Below are 20,699 nucleotides of genomic sequence, written 5' to 3'. Positions count from 1 at the left end.
TCTTGCCGAAAAGCAGATCACGACGGCCGGTAGGCCAAAATGGACCCCAAATGCTTCCGTCTCGACGTTTGGTGTCGTTACCCCACAAAGTGGATCGGCGATTCCAAATGGAATCGTGTACGTCCGCGGATGCTTCGATGTCTCGGACCAAGTTCCAAAGTATGCAGACGGATCTCGCGCTCCTGTCTCCAAGCTGCGGATTTACCCAGTCCAGTTCACTGTGCGCTACATGCCCGAGGATCAGACGTGGAAAGTTGATGCCCTCCAGAGCATCGCAGGTCAGCAGGGAGCGCCCTCATGCTGATTCATCCAGCTTCGACGTGGCTCCTCACTTTGAGCCTCTTCATGAGTGGAGTCACGTTCGCCGGGCCAATGGCAGCCGGACCAGGCGGGGGTGGATGCGACGCGGACCCGTTCAGTCCTACGTGTGACGTGTCGATCAATTCGGCAGGCGGCGCAATCCCGCCAGCCGCAAATCCTGTCGGTGCTGAGGGTCCCCCCGACGGTTTCGCTCCTGGCCCGCAGACGTGTTCCTATCTGGGTGCCGCTGTGCCGTGTGCAGACGCTGCTGGATCGTGGAGCGATAACGGCGACTGTCATGGATACGTCTCGCTCGCGGCCACTCAAGGGGCGCCTCCTCCCGGGCGTGACGCCGCCGTCGGCGCATGGTATCAGTGCACCGGGTACTGTCCGCCGCCCCAGCGGGACTGCTACAACGCGTCATTCTGGTCGGATACACCACCGGCCGGTGTCATCCGATACACGCCGGCGCAGGCCGCGGCACTGTTGGTGCGCACGTTCCAGTTGCGCGGCATCGACATTGGCATGGCCCCGGCACAAAAGGTGCACTCCGATGACCCGGTCGGCACCGTTCCTTACCGGCGAACCTGGGTCGGCATTCCGGTGTGGCTTTGGGTCGACAATCCACAACCGCTGAGCTTCGGCCCTTACACACAGACCGCCACCCTCGGCGGCGTTACCGTCACGGCCACGGCCCAGGTTGCGTCGGTGACGTGGTCCAGTGGTGACGGCCAGGCCGTCACGTGCGGTGTCGGCACCGTTTTCAACCTGGACGCGATGCGCGACCAGCTCGCCGTGGATTCCCCGACCTGCGGCTACCGGTACCAGAACACATCCGGTGGCGGTCAATTCACGGCAACGGCGACAAGCCACTGGAGTGTTCATTGGACCGGCGGCGGCACCGACGGCATGATCGCCGTTCGTGACACCTCCAGTACGACGCTGGTGCGCGTCGGTGAGCTGCAATCGGTGAACACGGACCTGGCCGACAGCCTCGGATAGAAGGGTTCAACTGATGCGCAGATACGTTGCCGGGGTCGGATCCCTGCTGGTGTTCGCGGCGATTCTTGTGGGCGTCCCCGCCCTGCTCGTCGTCGTCGCCGGAAACCCTCTGCCCAGCACCGGGCAACTGGGCAGCATCCTCACGTTCACTCCGGACTACGGCAACGTGATCCTGGTCACCAAGGTTTTGCCGACGATCGGCTGGATTGCGTGGGCCTTCTTCACCATCCCGATGCTGATCGAGGTCGTCGCCTCGATCACCGGCCATGTAACCGGTAAGCGCTTTCGCGCCTTCCGTTTCCAGCAACACCTCGCTCTCACGTTAATCGCCGCGGTGCTGCTCCTCTTTGCTGGTGCCGGCACGCTGGCTGGACCTGCGCCGTCTGCGTCGGCCGCTGCCCTGTCAACAGGCGCGGTCGGCGCCCCGCCGTTGGTACGCGCTGGAGCTGCCTCGGGTCAGACGCATATGGAAACAACCGCAACCGCACTAACACCGGATGTGTTCTCGTCGACGGCGGCGACGATCACGGTGACGCATACCGTCATGCCAGGGGACACCCTCTGGGATCTGGCCGTCCAGTTCTACGGTGACGGAACCCGCTATGTCGACATTTACCGCGCGTCAACTTCGGCCGTGCAACCAGACGGTTCACAGTTGACTGATCCGAACCTCATTCGCCCCGGCTGGTTGCTAACCGTGCCTGGCGTCGCGGTTCCCACGACGCCTACACCGGGTCCGGCTGCTCAAGCAGGCTCCTTGTCTGGCTCAACTCGCGTGCCGACCGGCGGCACTCCTGCGGCAGGCGGGCACGAAGGCGCGACCGAGCCGACCCCGTCCGCGGCCGTGCGGTTGCCGGCCCCGGGACAGACACTCGTGCCGCCGACCACACCGTACGACCATGTAGGCGAGAATTCGAATGATCCGAGCGCGGACCAGCCGGCCGCGCTGATGACCGGTGGAGGTATCGCCGGGTTGCTCGCTGCCGGGGTCCTGGTGGTGCTCCGCCGGCGGCGGTTGCAGCAGCGACGCCACCGCCACGCGGGTGAGCGCATCGCCATGCCCGACCCGGAGCCGCACGATCTTGAAGTGCACCTGCGCGCGCTCGAGGACCCGCTGCAACTCGAACACGTCGATAACGCCCTACGTGTACTGCAGACGTGGGTGGAAACCAGTGGAGGAGTTCTCCCGGACTTGTTTGCGGTGCGGCTGTACGAGGATGGGATTGCACTGTACTTCGGAGGACCAACTAGTCTTCCCTCGCCCTTCGTTCTGTCGCATGAGGACCAGACGATCTGGACAATCCGATCCCGAGATGCGTCCGCCCCAATCCAAGAGGCGATCTCGCCGTACCCGGCACTGACGACCATTGGCGTCGACCGCAACGGCGGCGTTCTCCTGTTGAATCTGGAGCACGTCGGATCGGTGAATGTTATTGGCGACGAAGCGCTCAGTCGCGGATTCTTGAATGCTGTGGCGGCTGAACTTGCCAGCAGCCCTTGGGCCGACCAAATCCAGGTCACCATCGTCGGGATGGCCGTCGAACTCGGACACAGCCTCAACGCATCCCGGGTGCACCAGAGCGACGATGTCGCCGCGCTGTTGCGAAACCTTCAACACGATCTCGACGATCGTCGATACGCGTTGGCAGGCTTCGAAATGCGCAGCGTGCTGCAGGCCAGGTCGGTGCCGGCCGGCACCGAATCGTGGGCGCCCCACGTTGTCCTGATCGCAGGGCCCGTCGGAGAAGACACGGGAAGCGCCCTGCAGAATTTGGTCGACAGTAACCCGAACCTCGGGCTTGTGGTGGTCACCCAAGAAGGCGCCGAGGGTGATCGGGCAACGGTGCGAATGAATCCGGATGGGCTGGCCGAACTGCTGCTTCCAGGTGGGCTCGCTCCGGATCTTCCCTTCACACCGCAACTGTTGCAGGCCCGTGAACTCGGACTGCTGCAGCAGCTTGTCGACACCACCACGCGAGTCTCGCGACCTGCAGATCAGATCGGTTCGGCGGCCTCCCGTTACGCGGCGGAGCGGGTGGATTCTGTGCCGGTGGACAAACGGGACCGTACCCAGCCGGCGGACGACCGGGTGGGTGAGGGCGGAGAGATCACGCGGGCGGATGAGGAATCTCTCTGGCCGGATTGGTCCGCCCCGTATCTGAGGTTGCTCGGCCCGGTCGACATGCTGTATCTGGAAGACGAGACGGCGATGCCGGGCCGCGGGATCGAGCTGATCGCCTACCTGAATCTGAACGGTGCCGTGGAGGGGCGGCAGTTACAGCGTGCGTTCTGGCCCGATGCCGTTGAGGCCGGCAACAACCAACGACAGTTGGCGAGGAAGGTGCGCGTTGCGCTGGGCCACACGCCGGAAGGGCAGCCGCTTCTCCCGGAGAACACGCAACACCACGGCTACCGCCTTCACCGGGCGATCCGCTCAGATTGGGACGACTTCCGGGCACATATAGGCAACGACCCAACGGCTGCCGAAACGGAGGATCTTCTCGCCGCGTTGAAACTGGTGCGTGGACAACCATTCGCCAACTGCAATACCCGCCGCTGGTGGCAATGGGTTTCCTTCCCCGAAGAAGACATGCTCGAGGCCATCCTCGACACTGCTGACGAACTCGCTGGCAGAGCCCTCGCCGCCGGCGATCAGGTCACGGCACACTTCGCAGCGCGCGTCGCCCAGAACGTTGACCCGTTGAACGAGGCGGGGTGGCGAATCGAAATGAGCATTGCCATCCAGTCAGGCGACAGTGAAGGATTCGGGCGCATCCTAGAAGACCTCTACGCCCGTGTCGGTGGTCACGATCCCGACTACGAACTCGACGAAGACACCCAGCAGCTGGTCGATAGTTTCGCCACGGAGAAGGCCAAAACGCTATGAGTGGCGCCCACGTTGTCTCGGAATCACGGCGGAAACGACACCTGTCCACCACGGCCACATCCGGCCTGGCGGCGCTGATCAGTTGCGGGCTCGCCGTAGCAGTGTGGCCCATCCTCACCACGCATGTGTACGCCTGGATACTCGCCGGGCTACTGATCGGCGCAGGCACTCTTGTTGCTGTCGTCGATGTGCAGACAAATAAACTTCCGAACCGGTATGTCGCCCCGGTCGCGGCGGCCGGATGCGTCCAGGCGGCCGCGATCGCGTTTGTATCAGGCAACCCTTCCCGCCTGATCATCCCGCTGGCTTCCGCTGCGGTCGTCTTCTCCGTCTACACGGCGATGGGGTTGGCGGGATGGTTCGGATTCGGCGATGCCAAGTTCGCAGCCGCGCTAACGGTTACGGTCGCGATCAGTTCCGGGTATGCATCCGTGTTCATCGTCGCTATCGCCATGTTCATCGGCGGCGCCCAACAGTTACTGCTGACTGCTTCCGGTCGTGGGAAGCAGGCCTACGCACACGGTCCTGCGCTGATTGCGGCCGCATCCATTATTCTCGGCCTGACCCTCACCACGACCCCGTAGGTATCGGCGTACTCGGTGCCGGTGGCAGACGTGTCGCGGGCGAACTCGGCGGACTGCGCATCTGACTGAAGAACGCTTGCAACTCGTCTAAGGTGTTCGCGTGGCTGACTCGGCCAAGGCGTTTCTGGGCTCTTCAGGCGCGGACGCGGTGGACCGCTTCGCGGTTGCGCCGCAGCGGTTTGGACTGCTGTGCACGCTCATTCGTAATCGTCGGGGTCGTCGAGCCTCGCGAAGAAGGCGTCGTCGGCTTCGCGTCGTCGTGCCACGTCGTTAGTAGCGAATTGGACGAAGTCCTTGTCACGATTGGTGATGACGAGATCCTCGACGGTCACGACCGGGACCTCGCCAGGCCAGGCGGTCTGTCTGGTGGGGCGGTCCCGGTCGAGGCGGGTGCCGGATGCGGTGACCCAGTCGCGCAGTCGTTGGCGGGTTTCGGCGAAGTCGCGGTGCCAGCTCGACGGAGCGGAGCCGTTCTGCCCTGGATCGTAGGTGCACAGCCAGTGCAGGTGTAAGGCTGAAAGCTCCCAGACGAGCTCGGGGTGGCGGTGCCAGAACGGTGGGATCACGTTGATGCCCAGCCCGTAAGTGTGGCGCAGCCAGTTGACCCAAGCATTCAGTTCCAGCCACTCGCCCTCGGCGTCCTCGGCGGTGAGCAGATTCCAGTTGATCGGGTGCGGTGGTTCGGGCGGGGACTCATCGTCGTGATCATCGGTGTCGTCCGGCGCGCCAGGCTCGGGCTCCTCAGTAGTCGGCATTTGGTCCGCTTCAGCGTCATCGGGCTCGTCACCCGGTAGGTTCTCGTGCCGCATGGTCCAACCGCCTCAGCGGGTGATGCTCGGCGCTGATTTCGCCGCAGGAATCGGTCGTTGGGTGGGATCGACGACCGGTGCGCGGGATGGTTCCGCGGTTGCCGACTGCCGGCGACTGCGGTCCACAGTGTAGGTGGACCGCGCGATATCGTGGCCGAGCTTCTTGGCGACGAATTCCTCAGCGCGCACGTCTTGGCCGTCTACTACAGGGTGGTCGTACTCGTGAGAGTAGCCCTCGGCGATGAAGTGGTCACCTTTGGCGAAACGCCCGTAGGCACGTTCGGCTGTCTTCCGATACGTAACCAGGTCATGGAACGTCGTCTCGACCTGGGTGAACGATCCGTCCGGTTCCTTGCGATAGTGCTCCTGGCCGATCTTGGCGTAAAACCTCGCGTCGCCGCGTTCGGTAAAGGTGAGCTGTGGGTCGGAGGCGATGAATCCTGAGAGAGATTCCTGCGTGCGGATGGTCATCAGCGAGGCTCCTTGCCGTCACACGAGTCCCGATTGGGGATCGTTCTTGCCAGACAGGTGCGCTGACGATCCCCGCGGTCCGCTGTCTCACGGCTGTGCCGGGCCACGCAACAGTTGGCGCGCGGTGCGGGCATTGCCGGGGACTGGGGAACGGGCGTGACGGTGATGCCGGAGCCGTTTCCTGGTTTGACCGATATGAGCCGCCGCAGCATCCGCCCACCTTGATTTTCTGTCACATTGACAAGCTTCGCCCGGACGGCGCGGAACGGTGCGATGGCGCAAACCACTCCGAACCGCTTGTGCCACGCGGACTCTTTTCGACTTTGGCCGCGCTTTGCCGTTGTGACCCTCCGATGTCAGGGGTGGGCTGGGCGGGACGGTTGACGACGGCCTTGACCGCCTGGAGGTGATCCTCGCGGAGCGCAGGGTCCGACGGTGTCGACAACTGGCGGAGCAGACTCACGTGCCCGAGGGACTGGTTGTAGGTCAGGACATACTCGCCGCGTGTCACCTCCCGGTCCAGAGCGCCGGAGGGTGGGGTGTCGTAGACGTACCCGTTGACCATCGCCGCCTGAGTGGTCTCGTCTCCGCAGTCCCATCCGGCCAGGTGCGTGATCGCCGCGTCCGGGCCATCTCGGTCGACGATTTCCAGAACGGCGTCCGCTTCCTCGCCCTGGAGAAACACCACGCTGACCCACCGCTGCTCCGCGTCGCGGCCTCCGGGGTGCGTTGGGTGCCAAGCGATGGCACCCGAGTACTGGGCAGCCCGATCCAGCCGCGCCTCCACCGTGTCCAGCAGTGTGCCGGCCTGCCTCAGTTCGTCTGCAGCAGCCAGTGCCGCATGCGCGCCAGCCGGGTGATTGCCATGATCGTCGAACGCTCGTGCCCGGTGACTCAGGTGAGTGCTTGCGAGCTGTTCGAGCGCCTGGTGCAATGATTGAACTCCGGCCAGCAGATCGCCGATGACCGCGGAGGTGTCGGATGGGTCATCGAAGCTGCGTGTAGCGTGAGCAAGTCCGTGCAGCGCCTGCCGAGTCGCCTCCCCGTCGGCGACCGGGTCATGGAAAGTGGGCATGAGTCCTCCCTAACGAATTGACTTCGCCGGGCAGGTACACACCACGCACCCGCACCGATATCGTCAGATGGTCGGCGTCGCTGTTGCAGATCAGATCGCACCGGCGCTCCGCATGATGATTGCCTCCCTGTCTGGCATTCCGAGACCCGGGACGTCGTAGGGAGGCCCTACCTGGTTGGAATGATGCCGGCGTGTGCACCACAAGGTCATCCTCCGAAGACCGCAGGGAAAGACAGCGGCGGTGCGTATGCTCGGAACACAACAGGAGATCGTGGTTCAGGCGGTGGCGCGTGGGCCGCCATACCGGGCGATGCGCGCCGCGGCGGCGAAGTCGGTCGTGGCGGCAACGCTGGCTTCGAATCGTGACCATTGATCGTCGGTGAGGATGGGGCCGACCTCGGCCGGGTCGTAGTGGGTCCACCAATCGTCCAGGTCGTCCCAGATCAGCACGAACGATCGCAAGCTGTGTCGCACCGGCTCACCATCGAGCCGCATGGGACGACCTCGGTTTGCCATGCGCGTCTTGGTCGCGGTTTTTGCGCGTTCTAGTGCAAGGCGAGCTAGGCGCTCCAGATCATCCGTACGAACCGTGGTTTCGAGCACACGCACCCGTGCCGCACCAGCTGAAGCGGCCTCGCGGATGCCATTGGGCTGGGTGGTGTCAGCGGCGAGTGCGTCGAGTACTGCCAGGGATTGCGCGGCGTGGAGTCGCTGCTGCGCCGCCGTGATCGACCCGCCTGCATCGATCGCCTCAAGTTGGGCCGTGGCGTGATCGCGGATTGCGTCTGGCTGGGCGGGGTCGCCGGCCAGGCGTTGCAGCTCGTTGATGCGCTCCAGGCTGGTGTAGGAATTGCGGCCGGTAATCATGAGTGCTGCCTGGCTTCTGGTGTCACCGGCCAGTGGCCCCGCCACGGTGGCGGCATCGTATGACCGGGAGTTTTGCCTGTCCGTCCCGAATCGGGTGGCTTCTTGACGTCGGGTGGCATCCTCGGCGATGAGGTCCTTCAGTTCCCGATACAGTGCGGCCGCTTCGGTCTGGGTCAGCGGTTTGTGCAGGATGTTGTCGTCCTGTTCGGCCATCAGTTGGGCCAGCCGGTCGGAGATCCCCGATCGCACCCACACGTTCGTGGTCTTGATGCCGAGTCGGGCCAGGGCGGCAAGTCGGCGAGCACCACAGACCAGCACCCCGTCCGGGGTGACGGTGATGGGTTGGAGCAGCCCCTCACGTTCGATGGATGCCACGAGGGCGTCGATGTCACCGAGGTCACGGCGGTGCCTGGTCCCGACCACGATGGAGCCGATTGCGCGCTCCAGCTCGACCGCCCCGGACGAGTCACTCATGCCGGTCGCCACCGAACGCTTGCGAGGGTGCCGACAAGCTGATGCTGAGGACAAGGTCATCATCAGCCAGCAGCGCGTGTACCGGTTCCCCGACCAGAAGCCTCAAAAGTACCCCGCGTCCGACAGAGGTGTGAGCACGGTCCGGGTCGGGGTGGCCGAGCACGACCCGCAGCAGCGCGTTCCAGGATTCCGCGGGCAGGTCGAGGAGGGCGCGGGCGTGGCGGTCCCGACGTAGCGACTCATGCGCGCTAGCCCGTGAGGTGGCCGCGGCCAGGCGGCCACAGACGTACTCGATTGCTGTCCGCGCGGCCGCCGTCGGCCAGCCGAGCGCGCTGAACAAGCCGGTGATGTCTTCGACCGCCGTAGCGACGGCCGCCGACTCGTCACCGCGCGATCGACCATTACGAGGTGCGCTGCCGGTGGGATCGTTCGCGGTATCCGTGTCCTCGTCGTCGGGGTTGATGTGGAATGCGGGGTGGTAGTCGGGCAGGGGGTTCTCTCGGTCACTGAACCGTTCGGCATCGTGGAACACCGAGTATTTCGAGCGTCGGGCCTGATCCGTTGAGCACAGCAGCCCGTTGCCGCGTTCCTCGGCGATCATGGTCACCTGCACGGCACGGGTTACCACAGCCCACGGGTCATCGGCTGTCCGGACGGCCTGGGTGCGCATCGCCTCGAATGCGGCGGCGGCAGCTTCCCACGGGTCCAGCCCGTGCTTGCGCGCCAATGCCGCATACCGGTTGGCTGCGTGTGTCATCAAAGCCGCGACTTCGGGGTTGTGCTGCCACGTGTCACACCCGGCAGCGTGCAACCGGTTCAGCAGATCTCGCAGGCCCTCGGAGGTCTCGAACCCGGCGCACGAATCATCATCGTCACACATACGCGACCCACCTCCTGACAGACAGGTGTGCACGCACTTCCCACAGCCGCGCACGTTGACGTGACCCGGTGCGGCTCTACCTCGGCTCGACCGCCGGTGCGGTTTCTCGTTCTCGGGTGTCGTTTATGTGTGACTCGCCACATCGTTCGCGATATCGGTAGTCTCGAGGGCGGTCGGCGCAGATGAGGCCAGCCACCGGCCCACCGTCGAAGGGTGTACACCGGTTGTCCGCGCGATGGCCTTGTTCGACAACCCTTCTGCGTGCAGAAGCTCAGCAAGCTCTCTCCGCACGGGTGCGCCAGCAAACTCTGTATCCGCAGCTGAGGCGCTGCCGGCACCCTCTGTGGCGGGGAGCCCCGGTACGGGGCGGGTGAGAATGACAGTCAGGTGCGTAATCGCCAGCAACACGAGCGGGGGTACCGCGGCAACTGACGCCGCCAGCGCGCCAGGAACATCGGCATCTGCTGACACAACAGCGTGGAGAGCATTCGCCGTCACCGACACGAGGGCACCAGCCATCAGGAGAAGCCACGGATACCAGGCGGTGTGCTGCTCGTCGAGGGCCACCACCGAGACGGTCGCTACCACGATTATCCCGTCCACGATCAACGGCCACGCCCAGGCCTGTCTGCTGGAGATGCCCGAGCGTTCGGCGAGATCCGACAGCGCGGTGAACGACAGCCAGAACGCGCCGGCGGCGATGAACACCGTCCCGGCGACTGCGGTCGTCACCGCCAAGCGGCCACCGCGTCGCGCTGTGATCCCGCGGTTCACGAGTGTATCTGCCCGATGGGAGGCCTCGCCACCGGTCGGCGCGCCTCAACTGGCCCACTCGTTAGCGCAACGCCTTTTGCGCGGCGGTAGGCCGAGCGGATTGTCGCGGTCACCTCTACGTCTGGCAGTCCTATGCGCCTCGCAGCAGGGCCGAGAGCCTGCCGTGTGGCCTCGGGCTCGGTGCCGGCCTCGGCCAGGCGGCACGCCGCCCAGAAAAGTGCCTGGTTGCGTTCGCCCTCGCCGCGAGAGGCCACCCAAGCCGACAGCCGCTCCGCGTCGGTCCCCACGCGGATCGCGTGAGTTGGTGCGGAAGCACGGGACGGACGGGGATCGAGGAAGTTGCGTAATGCCACAGCATCCGTCGGCACCGGTGCCGACCTCGCGGTGGTGATCAGCTCATACGTGACGGATCGACCCTCGCTGGTGATGATCGAGGGCGGCGCGATAACGTATCCGCGGTTGCCTCGAAAGTCGACGCCCACAGCTGCTGCCTGCCATGAGGGCTGGGGGTGGGCAGGGTCTGCCGGATAGTAGGCATGGACGCCGCCCGACGGCGTGCGCACGAGCGCCGCCCACCCTTCAACGAGTCCGGCGCGGCGGGCGCGCTCGAATCCGACGAATCCCGACACCGGCCCGTGCACGTCGATGTCGACGACATCCACTCGGTCTCCGCCGGTGGGCAGGCCAATGTTCGCCTCCGGCCAGCGCGCCCACCAGTCAGCAACCAGCCTTGGGTTCACGCTTGCATCGTGAAAGCCGTGTGACGTCAGCGGACGTTTACTGCCGGGCACGCACGCGAACACCGCCACACCCGCCGACGCGAACTCTCTCGCGGCTTCCGGCAGCTGCAGTCCGGCAACCGACGTGAGCAGTTGTACCGCGTCCATCACAAGGTCCTCGCCCCGGACCGCACGACTGCCCGTGAATGCGACCCCTGGTCCAGCGCGGGTATTGACCGCGAGGGCCCGACAGGCTCAGCGGCGCGACGCGCTGTCTCGCGGATGAGCCCCGGTGGGTCGCCGTTACCGATCTGTACGGTTGGCAGGGCATCGAGGATTTTCACAGCTGTCGCTCGCACCCGCGCGCCGGTGGCTTGCACGACCTCCACCGGTGATTTTCCATCTACCGAAGACGCCCACGACGAGACGTACGGGATAGTGTAATTGGAGGTATCTAGCCCGTGAGCGGCACCGATCATCAGCGCGACAGACTCGGCCTCAACTTCGTCGATTCCGCGATGCGCCAGTGCATCGGCATTGTTCGGGCCGTGCAACATGACATGGGCCAGCTCATGGGCGAGGGTCTTGACCTGCGCGGCGGCGTCCATGTTCTCACGCACCGCCACCGTGAGAGCGGTGTAATCCGTGACGCCGTTCGCGCCACCGATCATGCCCTCGTGTGGCACGGACAGCAGCGTGAACCCGTGCGCATGAATGAGGTCGGCCAGTCCGTCCCAGAGCCCAGCCGGCGCTTCGCCTTCCAACAGGGTCGGGCGTGGCCGCTCGGGCACCGGATCACCCGTCGTCTGTGACACATCCCACACGTATGCCGGCCGCACCCCGATCATCTTCGACCGTACGGCTTCACCAGAGCGTGGCTTCTCCAAGCGTGCAAGGCGACGCCACGATTCAGCGCGTAGCGGTGTTGCGGTCGCGAACCGGGCGGTGACCGGCGCCTGAATCACGTACCCGGACTGGCCCTTCAGCACAGAGCGACCCAGCGATTGCCACTGCTTGAATCCCGCAACGTATGTCGGCACCGGATCGGGCACACGCCCGGCCTCGAACGCCGACAAGTGCTGCATCCAGATCAATAACGTGTTGTTGAACGACCGTGACCGGAACCGCGCGGCGAACTCCAGAGCCAGGCCCCAATCCTCGCCGGTCACCAGATTCTCGACGGCGCCAACCAGTTGCTCGTGCAGCGCGTCAAGCTTCGCGTCGCGTTCCGCACGTGTGTCGTCAACTGTTGTCATCTGCGCAACTCCTGTCGCCTGACTGTCGAGCGGTGGGGCTCACTGATGATCAGGTGCGCCAGGATCACCAGCACAGGGTGGCGGACAGCGATTGGGCCGCCGTCACTCGCACTTCGCCCCGCGACAGAGACTTCTCTCAACAAGTTCCGTCGACTCTTTGATCAGGGCGTCTTGCGGGGCGCTTCGATGCGCGCACGCCAGAGGGGAGTGCCACAATCCAGAATCTCCTTCGGGGCGCAATCACCCGCAGCTGACGGATCCTGCTCGATCAGTTGCCGGACTCGCGCGGCGTGGTTGTTTCTCTAGTGTCCGCGGCGACGTGTTCGTCGTTATTTGCGTCACTGCTGTCACGGACTCGCCGAATATCGATGACCTCGACTTGCTCCCGACCGTGCCGCTATCAATGAGCCGAAGTCGTTGACGGCGCAGATTGGCAGCTCCGTCGCCTACTGGTCAAGAATCCGAACCACGAGACCGATCGAGTTGCCACGCTTCTTGCAGATCGAGGGCAAAGCCGTGACGAAGCGCGCCTGACGCCACTGGGCGGAGCGGCTTACCTGTTTCGTAAGGGGAGGTGTCTCGGTGACGGTTTCGATGCGGGTGATGAGCGCGGGCGATGGTTACAAGTATCTGCTGCGTACCGTCGTGGCTGGTGATGGTGACCGGTCGTTGTCGACTCCGTTGACGCGGTACTACGCGGAGGCGGGGACACCACCGGGCCGGTGGCTGGGCAGCGGTGTTGGTGCGCTTGGTGACGGTCAGATCCTCGTTGGTGATCAGGTTTCGGAGGTGCAGCTGCAGCTTCTGGTCGGGATGGGGCGTGACCCGGTCACGGGGGAGCCGCTCGGGCGCGCCTACCCCGCCTACACGTCCGCCGAGCGGACCAACGGGCGGGTCGGTGCCCTCGACCCCGGCCTGAACATTCTCGAGCGTGCGGAGGCAACCGCTTCGATCGGGGCTGAGGAGGCTGCGCGGGGGGCGCGGCGGGCGGTGGCGGGGTTTGATTTCACGTTCTCGGTCCCGAAGTCCGCGTCGGTGTTGTGGGCGGTCGCCGATGCGGGGACCCAGGAGTCGATTGTCGGTGCGCATCATGCGGCGGTTGCAGAGATGGTTGCGTTCATGGAGCGAGAGGTTGCGGCCACCCGGACCGGTGCAACCGGGCGTGATGGTGCGGTTGCGCAGGTGGATGTGAGCGGGTTGATCGCAACGGCGTTCGATCATTACGACTCCCGTGCCGGTGACCCGCATTTGCACACGCATGTCGTGATCAGCAACAAGGTCCGCACCGTACTCGACGGGAAGTGGCGTTCACTGGATGGCCGGCCGTTGCACGCCGCCGTGGTGGCCTTGTCGGAATTGCATGAGGCGGTGTTCGCCGACCACCTCAGCCGGGCGCTCGGGGTGGAGTGGGTGCTGCGGGAGCGGGGTAGCGACCGCAACCCCGGCTGGGCCATCAGCACGGTGCCCGAGAATCTGGTTGGCGAGTTCTCCAGCCGGTCCCGACATATCGACGTTGAGGCGCGTCGTCTCGTGGAGGAGTGGGCTCGGGTGCACGGCTGGCGGCCGTCGAAGGCGACGATCATCCGACTGCGGCAGCAGGCGACCCTCAGCACGCGTCCGGGCAAGCAGGTGCGGTCGCTGGCTGATCTCACCGCCGAATGGCGGGACCGCGCAAGCAACCGGCTTGGGCAGGATGCAACCGGCTGGGCCCGCACCGCCACCGTCGGAGCGGAGCCTATGCTGCTGCGCGCGGAGGACGTGCCGTTGGACGTGATCACGAACCTCGGTCGGTCGGTTGTGGAGGTGGTGGGGGAGAAGCGGTCGACGTGGCGGCGCTGGAACCTGTACGCGGAGGTGGCTCGGCAAACAATGGGCTGGCGGTTCGCCACCACCCCGGACCGTGAGGAAATCGTCGGAATGGTCGCCGATGCCGCCGAAGCAGCCTCGCTGCGCCTGACCCCACCGGAGTTGGCGTCCAGCCCTGTTGCGTTCCGGCGGCTCGATGGGACCAGCGTGTTCCGTCCCCGACATTCGGAGGTGTTCTCCTCGGAGGGTTTGCTGGCCGCTGAGGATCGGCTACTCGCCTTGGGCCGGAACACCGGCGGCCCGACCGTGGCTGTCGAAACGGTCGAACGGATCACCGAGCGTCCCCACGGACATGGCCGGAAGCTCGGTACCGACCAAGCCGCGGCACTGGCAGAAGTCGCCGTATCTGGGCGCGTGCTCGACCTGCTGGTCGGGCCCGCCGGTGCGGGCAAGACAACCGCGATGCACGCGCTACGCCGGGTGTGGGAGGCCGGACGCGGTGCCGGCTCCGTGGTCGGTCTTGCACCCTCCGCGGTCGCCGCCCAGGTGCTCGCCGACGACCTCGGTATCGGAACGGAGAACACAGCGAAGTGGTGGCAAGACCACCTCACCCACGGTACAACGTTCACAGCAGGCCAGTTGGTCATCATCGACGAGGCTTCCCTGACCGGCACGCTGACGCTGGAGCGCATCACTGGACTGGCCGCCGAGGCCGGGGCGAAGGTGCTGCTGGTCGGTGACTGGGCGCAACTCCAGTCCGTCGACGCGGGCGGAGCATTTGCGATGCTCGTCACCGACCGCCCCGACGCCCCCAAGTTGGTGGACGTGCACCGTTTCACTCACGAATGGGAGAAGACCGCATCGCTGGACCTGCGACACGGACGGACGGCCGCGATCGAGAGCTACGACGGGCACGGCCGGATCCTCGGCGGCGACACCGACGAGGTGACCGCGGCCGCGTACAGGGCATGGTGGCACGACCGGGCAGCCGGGTTGTCCTCCATCCTGATCGCCGAGACCGGCCAGGCCGTCACCGAACTGAATGTGCGGGCCCGCGCCGACCTCATCCTCGATGGCGTGGTGGATGCGTCCCGTCAGGTCGGGCTACGTGACGGGACCGCCGCCTCCGTCGGCGATGAGGTCATCACCCGCCGCAACGATCGGCTGTTGCGGTCGGGCCGGGATTGGGTGCGCAACGGTGAGCGTTGGCATGTCACCGGGGTGCGCGTAGACGGGTCGCTGACCGTGCGCCGAGTCGGCAGGAGGTGGGGCGGGAAACTGGTGCTGCCGGCCGGGTATGTGGCCGAGCATGTCGATCTTGGCTACGCCGTGACCGCGTACCGGGCTCAGGGTGTCACCACCGACACCGGCCACGCACTGATCGAGCCGACAACAACACGCGAGAACCTCTACGTCGCACTCACCCGCGGGAGGGAATCGAACACGGCGTATGTTGCCGTCGACCGGCCTGACGACAACCACTCGACCCAGCACCCCGGCGACAACCCGGACGCGACCGCCCGCAGCGTGCTCTACGGGGTCCTCCAGCACGTCGGCGCCGAACCCTCCGCCCACCAGATGATCACCACCGAGCAGGACGCGTGGTCGTCGATCGGACAGCTCGCCGCCGAATACGAGACCATCGCAGCCGCCGCCCAACACGACCGGTGGGCCACACTGATTCGAACATCCGGACTCTCGGAAACCGACGCGGAAGCCGCGATCGCCTCCGACGTGTTCGGCCCCCTCACCGCCCAGCTACGCAGGGCCGAAGCCGACCACCACAACGTGGACACGCTCCTGCCGCGACTGGTCGCCGCACGCGGGTTCGCTGATGCCGCCGATATCGCAGCGGTGCTCCACGCCCGCGTCGCCCGCGCGACGGCCAGGCCTGCCGGCAGCGGCCGCACCTGGCGCGCCGCGCGGCTGATCGCCGGGCTCATCCCCGCAGCTGTCGGCCCCGTGACCCCTGATATGCGTCAGGCGCTCGATGAACGCCGCGACCTGATCGAACACCGAGCCGCGGCCTTGGTCAGCAAAGCCTTCACCGACCACGCGCCATGGGTCGCTGGCTTGGGGGAGACTCCCAGCGATCCACGAAAGGCCCGGGCATGGCGTGTTCAAGTGCGCATCATCGCCGCGTACCGCGACCGTTACACCATCACAACCGATAGCCCGCTGGGCGCGCCGGCCGAAAACGTTGCGCAGCGCATTGACGCAGCACGCGCTCGGGCAGCGATAGACCGGGCACGACAGCTCTCCAGCAGCGTTGATAACGCGACATCACGTGCAAGCCGGGCTGGCGCCGCTCGCTCGGGATTGAGACTGTAGATGTGCCGGTCTGTGGAATGTCAGGGTCAGGGGTAAAATGAACGGTGGGGCAGATTTCTCCTCGATCTGACGCCCTCCTGGCAGGCCCACTGGCCACTCTCACCCGCACTGCCTCACCTTGCCGTTTGCGATGAGGGGACAGTGCCATGATCCGGATTCTTTGGGCCGCCAGCGTCCGCACCCGCTACTACCTGCGCAGCTGCGCACCCACGAACATCCTGCTGGACGCCATTCGCACCCGCCGCGGACTCAAGTGGGGTGTGCCCGCGATGCTCCTGGCCATCCCCTACTTGCTCATCGTGAGCACCTGCGCGTCTTGGGCAGTCGACGGCGGCCCGGGGTGGCTGAACGTCGTGCTGCTGTGGGCGGCATGGAACTCGATGAAGTTTGTCGTCATAGGCCCGATAAGCCTCATCCTGCTCGCGCGGGCCCGGGCCATAGAGCGAGCCGCGCGGCGAAGCCAAGCGCGTCGGGACACCAGTGTCGACTCCGTGGTTGAGGTGCGCGCCTGACGGGGACTTACGTCACAAAGACGAAGCAGCATTGCTCCGCCGATCCACATTTCTCCGTCTGCGCTGTCCACTGAGGTGAGCCCAACCTGCATGCGCTGCGCGAGACCACATCTGCCTCGGCCGCCACCAGACTGCACTTGGGCTCACCGAGCAGCGCGCCGAGGAACCTTCCCGCGCCAAACATCAGGCAAGTAACGACATCCGCGAACCGAGCCGAAGGCGGCCAATGGTTTTCATCACGCGGTGCGATTGGCCAGTAGTCAACGAGACTCCGTATGGGCACGTTCATGACAGTCGGCATCTACGTCGATAAGTACGACTTGCACTTGAACGACCGCGGCAGTGTAAGCGGCGGTGAACAATGCACGTTCGCAGGTGCCGCGGTCAGCGAGTGCCTCGTCATAGTGGAGGCCTTTAGTGATTCCATCGCGTGTGGGCGTTCGGTCCTCTGGCCCTGGCCGAGTCGCTGCCTACAGCCGGTGGACAGGTGACACGGGCTCTGCGCCAGACACAAGACGTGCGGACCCGCGCCCTTGCGGCGGCATTTCGGATGCTCGACACCGGCTCGCTGCGTATCGGAGGCGAGCGGTACGCCGAAGCCAACGGGAGCCGCGGACTCTCAACTCTTCTGTGCGCGCACGTGAGCGTGCACAAGGAAACGGTGATGCTCTGTTTCCCCGCGAAAAGCGGCCAGCTATGGGACAGCGAGATCGCGGACGCCGACCTGGCCCGCTTCGTCCGGGGGCGATTACGCCGTGGTTCTGACAAACTCCTGCTGTCGTGGAATGACCGCGGTAGCCAGTACGCGATGACTGATGCCGCCGCCGTTCTGGGAACACCCCGGCGATTGCGAGAAAAGGCTACGTCGATCCGCGCCTCGTCGACCCCTATCTCGTTGGAGAGACCATTGACCCCGCCCGACTCGCGTCCGCCGAGTCAGAGCTACGCGCCCTACTTGTTCGCGAACCATCGCGCGTCGGAGCACCAACTTTGTCATGATCGCGCAGCGGAGCGGTGGCTTCTGGAACGGTAGGAGCCACTCGCTTGTGCGGTTGCCGAAATGTCGGCGGCACACTCTCCGGCGCCGACCAGCGGCCTAAATCATGCTCCCACTGTTGCTGCCTTATCGCCTCCCTGAGGTTGCACAGGCTCTGCTTGATTGTTGCCGTCGTCAAGAAACGGCCGGTCTCATTCATGGCACACTTCTTCACTTACCGCGCGATGTTCACTGCCGGATCGGTCGGTGGAACGCTCGCCGTACCCTACATCCAAGTTATGTCGAGGCGGAGTATCGTACAAGGGCCGTTCCTGCTGATTCACGGACCTTGAGGTTCCTCCTTGTCGGTGTCTGGGTCATCAGTGTCGGGCTCGCCGTCGACCGCGTCGTCATTTCGTCGGCCGTGCGACGCGGATCCGGCGGGAACGACCCCAAGCACGCCTCCGTCGGGGTCGGCGATGAAATCCGGTTCCGAACCACTGGTGCGCTTGTCAACGTTTTCCGGATCGTCGTGGTCGACCTCGAGGCCATCGACGAGTCCGTTGGTCTGATCGAATGGGTGTGCCATGTCTGCGGCAAGAGCGCTCAGCCCGGTGCTGGATTGATTCGATGTCGCGAACCGGCCATCGTCATGTGCCTGGTCGTCCGCGACGTGCTTTCCCTTGCTATCTTGCGGATGCGAGCCACCACCGTTGGTTTCGACTGCATCGCCTTCGCTTGCGTTCATGTTCTGCACGTTAACAGTGCAACGCCACCGCTGCAACGGGGTTGACTTCGCGGCCAGAAGCGCTTTCGTGGAGACATCGAGCGTGTTCGCGCACGCACGATGGGTCACGCCCGTCAATCCCTTGACAACGAACTGACGCCCGTGGTTACCGTGAGCTAGGCGGTCGCGCTGAGCCGGTGAATTGTGATGGCAGCGGCCGGGCCGTCGAGTCGAATGGAGTGTGCCTCGAATGCGCGCAATTATCGAAGTCGCGGGCTGGTGGGCAACAGTCGTCGTGGTGTGGGTGGTGACGGTATCGAGTGTGGGCCCGGCCGAGATCGTGTGCGCGCTGAGCGCCGGACTGGCCTGCGCCATCTTCGCACGACGGCTTCGGCTGACGTTCGGCTTTCGGTTTCGGCCGTCGCGCGTGTGGTTGCGCTCGATCATGCTCTTGCCGGTCGCGTTGATTGCCGATATTGGAATGTGCATCAGATTCATCGGCGGCGCGCTACTCGGCCGGCCTCAGGTCGGGCGAACCCGAAGACAATGGGGGCGGTCGGGGCGCTCTGCGGATGCGACGGCCTGGCGTTGCGCCGCAGGCTTGATCGTCTCGGCCACGCCCGGCACGCTTGTTCTCGACGCGGATCCCGGCTCGGGCGAACTGCTCCTGCACGTTTTGTGGTCGAGCCCGATCCGGATGGAAAAGTTGATCCCCGCATGAACGCGTGGATCACGGCGGCCGCCGTTCTGCTGGTGTTCGGGCGTGGCCCTGCGCTGTATTTTTCGTCGCGTGGCAGCAGTCTGCAACGACTGGTTGGCTTACAGCTCGCAGGGCTCGTCGCCGTGCTGGTGCTGATCGCCGTCTCCGAAGCGGTGGGCGAATCGATCTATCTGATTGTGCCGCTCGTTCTTGCCACACTGACGGCAACGGCACGCTAGTCTTCACGCGACTTCTGCGGCCGGATCCACGCGGCTCAGAGACGGCGGCAGGCGGGCATGGCGAGCGAGATCATCGTGAGTGAGATCATCGTCATTGTCTTGCTGGGCGTGGCCGGGTTCCTGTTCCTGATCGCGATCTGCGGGATGTTCCTTGCCCGGCGGTCCATTGACCGGCTGCACTTTCTGGCCGTGATCAGTTCGGCGGTTGTGCCTCTCGTGGCGATTGCCGCGGCTGTGCGCGAGGGCTTTACCCTGGGCGCGGCCACAGCGCTGGCGACCGGCCTGATCGTCGCGGTCTCCTCGCCTGCGCTGTCGATGGCGGTAGGGCGTGCCGTCGAGCAGGAGAGGCACGCCGACACGACGGGGGTCGGCACTGCACGGCCACAGGCGGGTAGGTCACCCGAATGACCGTGTTGATCGCTCTTGCACTCGCGCTTGTGCTGGCCGGTGCCGCCGTGGTCGTTTTCACAGACGATCCGGCAAAGCAGGCAGTCGTGCTGTCGGTCTACGGGTTTTTGCTTGCCGTGCTGTTCATGACCATGCAGGCGCCGGATGTTGCTCTCAGCCGAGTCGCGATAGGTGCCGCCGTCGTGCCCTTGATCGTGGTTCTTGCAATCGGCAAGATCGATAGTATCCGCGCGTCTAAAAAGAAGCACCGGTGACAAGAAAGCTGCGCTTAGCCATACTGGTCGTCGGGGCTGCCGCAGTCGGCATCGCGATGGTCTGGGCGGTCCTCTACCTTCCTGGGTTCGGCGGCTCGTGGCATCCGTACCGCGATCATGCGGCAGCTGCGGCACTGGCTCACGGCACCGCAAACGTGGTGTCATCGGTCAACTTCGACCAGCGTGCGTTCGACACGTTCGGCGAGGAGTCCATCCTGGTCGCGTCTGTCGTGGGCATCGCGGTGATCCTGCGTCCGATCGCGGGCGAGCGCAAGAAACAACGAGCCGCCGCAGGACATGTGCTTAATACCACATGCAATGAATGACGCTGGTGAGGATCGGGGTGCGGTCGACCGCAGCAGCCGGGGACCTTGTGGTGCAGCTGTGTCTCCCAGCCGGGCAGGATGAGTTCCACGATCGCGTTGATGGTCGTGACCTCCAGCGGACCGCTGGTTTGGAGCGCACACACATGCACATGGCCGATGAGGGTCTCCGTGACGAGGTGGCTCAGGATGAAGCCCGAAGTCGAGCTCTGGCGTGAACCTGAATCCTGGTTCCTCGAATTGGTGCGGAAATAGCCGATGTTCACGCATATGCATGTCGCCAGCTTCTATCCGATGTACCACGGCGTCTCCGGCCCCGACCAGC

General features: G+C 65.0%; 19 protein-coding genes and 1 pseudogene. 11 read left to right on the top strand and 9 right to left on the bottom strand.

Translation table 11 applies throughout. The features are described from left to right. Positions 1–297: 297 nt before the first annotated feature. Genes QU604_RS13885 through QU604_RS13875 form a run of 3 tightly spaced genes read left to right on the top strand, consistent with a single transcriptional unit; the run spans position 298 to position 4,773 of the window. Positions 298–1,302, top strand: a complete 1,005-nt coding sequence (locus QU604_RS13885) for a hypothetical protein (protein ID WP_308465216.1) — start codon at positions 298–300, stop codon at positions 1,300–1,302. A 13-nt stretch (positions 1,303–1,315) separates the two neighbouring features. Next, positions 1,316–4,189: a LysM peptidoglycan-binding domain-containing protein gene (locus QU604_RS13880; protein WP_308465215.1), complete on the top strand. Its 2,874-nt coding sequence runs from the start codon at positions 1,316–1,318 to the stop codon at positions 4,187–4,189. Further along, positions 4,186–4,773 (top strand): prepilin peptidase, encoded by a 588-nt coding sequence (locus tag QU604_RS13875; RefSeq protein ID WP_308465214.1) that lies wholly within the window; start codon positions 4,186–4,188, stop codon positions 4,771–4,773. The genes QU604_RS13880 and QU604_RS13875 overlap by 4 nt, the downstream gene beginning before the upstream one ends. A 197-nt stretch (positions 4,774–4,970) precedes the next feature. On the opposite strand, the gene QU604_RS13870 is transcribed toward QU604_RS13875, so the two are convergent. The 8 genes from QU604_RS13870 to QU604_RS13835 all read right to left on the bottom strand — a co-directional run bounded on the left by QU604_RS13870 (position 4,971) and on the right by QU604_RS13835 (position 12,098). Further along, positions 4,971–5,582 carry a hypothetical protein gene (locus tag QU604_RS13870; RefSeq protein WP_308465213.1) on the bottom strand — a complete coding sequence of 204 codons (612 nt, stop codon included), beginning with the start codon at positions 5,580–5,582 and terminating at the stop codon, positions 4,971–4,973. Positions 5,583–5,594: 12 nt separating this feature from the next. Next, complete coding sequence (locus tag QU604_RS13865) at positions 5,595–6,053, bottom strand: single-stranded DNA-binding protein (RefSeq protein WP_308465212.1); 459 nt, start codon at positions 6,051–6,053, stop codon at positions 5,595–5,597. Between the two features lie 232 nt (positions 6,054–6,285). Then, positions 6,286–7,128 (bottom strand): hypothetical protein, encoded by an 843-nt coding sequence (locus QU604_RS13860; protein WP_308465211.1) that lies wholly within the window; start codon positions 7,126–7,128, stop codon positions 6,286–6,288. A 276-nt stretch (positions 7,129–7,404) separates the two neighbouring features. Beyond that, positions 7,405–8,469 carry a ParB/RepB/Spo0J family partition protein gene (locus QU604_RS13855; protein WP_308465210.1) on the bottom strand — a complete coding sequence of 355 codons (1,065 nt, stop codon included), beginning with the start codon at positions 8,467–8,469 and terminating at the stop codon, positions 7,405–7,407. After that, positions 8,462–9,349 (bottom strand): hypothetical protein, encoded by an 888-nt coding sequence (locus tag QU604_RS13850; RefSeq protein ID WP_308465209.1) that lies wholly within the window; start codon positions 9,347–9,349, stop codon positions 8,462–8,464. The genes QU604_RS13855 and QU604_RS13850 overlap by 8 nt, the downstream gene beginning before the upstream one ends. A 123-nt stretch (positions 9,350–9,472) precedes the next feature. Then, the gene (locus tag QU604_RS13845; RefSeq protein ID WP_308465208.1) at positions 9,473–10,081 is read right to left on the bottom strand and encodes a DUF2637 domain-containing protein; all 609 of its coding nucleotides are present in this window, start codon (positions 10,079–10,081) and stop codon (positions 9,473–9,475) included. Between the two features lie 38 nt (positions 10,082–10,119). Continuing rightward, positions 10,120–11,010, bottom strand: coding sequence for a bifunctional DNA primase/polymerase (locus QU604_RS13840; RefSeq protein ID WP_308465207.1), 891 nt, complete (start codon positions 11,008–11,010; stop codon positions 10,120–10,122). After that, on the bottom strand, positions 11,010–12,098 hold the full coding sequence (locus tag QU604_RS13835; protein ID WP_308465206.1) for an ArdC-like ssDNA-binding domain-containing protein: 1,089 nt from the start codon (positions 12,096–12,098) through the stop codon (positions 11,010–11,012). The genes QU604_RS13840 and QU604_RS13835 overlap by 1 nt, the downstream gene beginning before the upstream one ends. Positions 12,099–12,692: 594 nt before the next feature. On the opposite strand from QU604_RS13835, the gene mobF reads away from it, so the two are divergent. From mobF to QU604_RS13820, 3 genes and pseudogenes are all read left to right on the top strand, one after another. Then, positions 12,693–16,235 (top strand): MobF family relaxase, encoded by a 3,543-nt coding sequence (gene mobF / locus QU604_RS13830; protein ID WP_308468924.1) that lies wholly within the window; start codon positions 12,693–12,695, stop codon positions 16,233–16,235. 146 nt (positions 16,236–16,381) lie between these two features. Next, positions 16,382–16,747, top strand: a complete 366-nt coding sequence (locus QU604_RS13825) for a sulfate permease (RefSeq protein WP_308465205.1) — start codon at positions 16,382–16,384, stop codon at positions 16,745–16,747. A gap of 448 nt (positions 16,748–17,195) precedes the next feature. Continuing rightward, positions 17,196–17,746, top strand: a pseudogene (locus tag QU604_RS13820) (DNA topoisomerase IB); the annotation flags it as partial. A 317-nt stretch (positions 17,747–18,063) separates the two neighbouring features. On the opposite strand, the gene QU604_RS13815 reads toward QU604_RS13820, so the two are convergent. Next, positions 18,064–18,471 carry a hypothetical protein gene (locus QU604_RS13815; RefSeq protein WP_308465204.1) on the bottom strand — a complete coding sequence of 136 codons (408 nt, stop codon included), beginning with the start codon at positions 18,469–18,471 and terminating at the stop codon, positions 18,064–18,066. A 229-nt stretch (positions 18,472–18,700) separates the two neighbouring features. Between QU604_RS13815 and QU604_RS13810 the strand changes: the two genes are divergently transcribed. Genes QU604_RS13810 through QU604_RS13790 form a run of 5 tightly spaced genes read left to right on the top strand, consistent with a single transcriptional unit; the run spans position 18,701 to position 20,377 of the window. Continuing rightward, positions 18,701–19,171 carry a Na+/H+ antiporter subunit E gene (locus tag QU604_RS13810; protein WP_308465203.1) on the top strand — a complete coding sequence of 157 codons (471 nt, stop codon included), beginning with the start codon at positions 18,701–18,703 and terminating at the stop codon, positions 19,169–19,171. Beyond that, positions 19,168–19,389 carry a hypothetical protein gene (locus tag QU604_RS13805; RefSeq protein ID WP_308465202.1) on the top strand — a complete coding sequence of 74 codons (222 nt, stop codon included), beginning with the start codon at positions 19,168–19,170 and terminating at the stop codon, positions 19,387–19,389. The genes QU604_RS13810 and QU604_RS13805 overlap by 4 nt, the downstream gene beginning before the upstream one ends. A gap of 57 nt (positions 19,390–19,446) precedes the next feature. Then, on the top strand, positions 19,447–19,797 hold the full coding sequence (locus QU604_RS13800; RefSeq protein WP_308465201.1) for a monovalent cation/H(+) antiporter subunit G: 351 nt from the start codon (positions 19,447–19,449) through the stop codon (positions 19,795–19,797). Next, positions 19,794–20,051: a Na(+)/H(+) antiporter subunit B gene (locus tag QU604_RS13795; protein ID WP_308465200.1), complete on the top strand. Its 258-nt coding sequence runs from the start codon at positions 19,794–19,796 to the stop codon at positions 20,049–20,051. The genes QU604_RS13800 and QU604_RS13795 overlap by 4 nt, the downstream gene beginning before the upstream one ends. Next, a complete protein-coding gene (locus QU604_RS13790; RefSeq protein WP_308465199.1) occupies positions 20,048–20,377 on the top strand; it encodes a hypothetical protein in 330 nt (109 codons plus the stop codon). The genes QU604_RS13795 and QU604_RS13790 overlap by 4 nt, the downstream gene beginning before the upstream one ends. Positions 20,378–20,699 lie beyond the last annotated feature (322 nt).

This window comes from Rathayibacter sp. SW19 (assembly GCF_030866825.1).
In the GTDB taxonomy this organism is placed as follows: domain Bacteria; phylum Actinomycetota; class Actinomycetes; order Actinomycetales; family Microbacteriaceae; genus Rathayibacter_A; species Rathayibacter_A soli.
Note: the sequence above shows the minus strand (reverse complement) of the source record. Positions and strands in the feature narration are given on the sequence as shown.